A 2043-nucleotide genomic window follows, 5' to 3' on the forward strand; every position below is an offset into this window, starting at 1 on the left:
CCTTGTATTTGTCGCAGTCAACGCGCTGCGGCAGAAACCCGCGCCGGGCGGTCGGGATTTCCGCAACGAAATCCACCCCAACCTCGCCCAGCTCGTGGGAATCGGCGTTGCCGCCGGCCTCTTCTCCGGACTACTGGGGGTCGGCGGAGGTGGTGTGATTGCTGCGTTGATGTTATGGATGGGGTGTAACGCGAAAAAGGTTGCGGTCATCACCGCGCTCGCGGTCCCTTTCTCGTCCCTGTCCGGCTTCCTCTCCTATGCCGTTGGCGGGTACGCCGCTTTGCCGTATATCCTGGCGATTGGCGTTGTGGCAGCCATCGCCGGGTACGGCGGAAACAAGACCATGCACGGGTTTCTGTCCGAACGCCTCGTCAAGTATCTCGTCGCGATCGTATCGCTGCTATTCGCCGCGAAGCTGATATACGACATCCTGTCGTGATGAGCCGCAAATCTATGCATCGAATCGGCCGAGTCCGTGCTGAGGCAGATTCCCTCGACCGCAATTATGCACCTACCATGGTGCCGACCCTCTAGCCTGAGGAGACTCCGTATGACACAACTCCAACTCGCGGACCGCGTGCGTGAGATGACTGCGTCTCCGACCGCATCCCTCAATGCCCGCACGACGGAGATGCGTGCGGCGGGACAGGACATCATCGGTATGGGCACCGGTGAACTGGATTTCGACACGCCCGCACACATCAAAGACGCAGCGAAAGCGGCTATCGATCAGGGCCTTACGAAATACACCGCCGTCGACGGCATCCCGGAGCTCAAAAGGGCCATCGTCGCGAAGCTGGATCGAGAAAATGGCCTGCACTACGAGGTGTCGCAGGTCCTCGTCTCCTGTGGCTGTAAACAGGCGATATACAACCTCGTCCAAGCCACCATCAACGACGGCGACGAGGTCTTGGTTCCGGCACCGTATTGGGTCTCCTACCCGGAGATGGTCAAGCTGGCCGGCGGTATCCCGGTGATCGTCAGTGCAGATATCGAGCAGGGCTTTAAGCTGCGCCCGGAACAACTCCAAGGTGCAATCACCGACAAGACCAAGCTGCTACTGCTCAATAGTCCCTGCAACCCTACCGGCGCCTATTATTCGCTCCACGAGCTCGAGGCACTCGCCGACGTCCTTCGGGCGAACCCGCAGGTGATGATTGCGAGCGACGACATCTATGAGCACATGCTCTGGGGGAGCGAGCCTTTTGTAAACATCCTGAACGCATGCCCCGAGCTTCATGAGCGGACATTCATTCTCAATGGAGTGTCGAAGGCCTATGCGATGACAGGCTGGCGGATTGGGTTTGCCGCCGGTCCGGAACAAGTCATCAAGAAGATGAAAGCAATCCAGTCGCAGAGCACATCGAATCCGACCTCGATCGCACAGTACGCTGCGCTTGCGGCGTTACAAGGGGATCAATCCTTCGTGAGAGAGGTGGTGACCGTGCTGAAGCAACGGCATGATTGCGTTCTCAGCCGGTTAGCGAGGATGACAGGTGTAAGATGTGTGCCGTCGAGCGGAACCTTTTATATCTTCGCGGACGTCCACCGGACAATGGAAAGGCTTGGTGTCGCAACGGACGTCGCACTCAGCGAGCTGCTGATAGAGAAGGCGAACGTCGCGGTTGTGCCCGGGTCGGCGTTCGGAGCGCCGGGGCACATTCGGCTCTCGTTCGCCACAAGCATGGAGAATCTCGAAACCGCCATGACGCGACTCGCGGCGACCCTTTCTTGAAGGGTATCGTTCGATTCCTCAGCAGGAGGCCACGCCATGTCCACGGGCACGGGCTAGCGCGGTAGGTAGAGAGGACTTCGGTAGCCTCGACGGCGGCATCCTTGCCGCCGACGGTCGCGCCAAACCGTACTCGTGCCCCCAGTCTGCGTGCTCAGCTTGGCTTTTGCGCCGACCAATCTTCTTGACCAACTCCTAGCGAATCCGACAGCCGCGGGTTCCTGCCCCCTCATGCAGTCGCCCTGGCTCCGTTTCAATCAATCTTGTCGGCTCACCCCGTACCGGCTGTCGGTGTGGCCACTTCCGCCAAT

Annotated in this window: 2 protein-coding genes; both read left to right on the forward strand. The window is 59.6% G+C overall.

Annotation, left to right across the window (positions count from 1 at the left end; all coding sequences use genetic code 11):
- Positions 1-439, forward strand: a 439-nt coding sequence (locus CKO31_RS25610) for a TSUP family transporter (RefSeq protein WP_200243609.1), incomplete at its 5' end; no start/stop codon positions are given.
- A gap of 111 nt (positions 440-550) precedes the next feature.
- A complete protein-coding gene (locus CKO31_RS25615; RefSeq protein ID WP_200243619.1) occupies positions 551-1735 on the forward strand; it encodes a pyridoxal phosphate-dependent aminotransferase in 1185 nt (394 codons plus the stop codon).
- Positions 1736-2043: the final 308 nt, after the last annotated feature.

This window comes from Thiohalocapsa halophila, assembly GCF_016583825.1.
Classification (GTDB): domain Bacteria; phylum Pseudomonadota; class Gammaproteobacteria; order Chromatiales; family Chromatiaceae; genus Thiohalocapsa; species Thiohalocapsa halophila.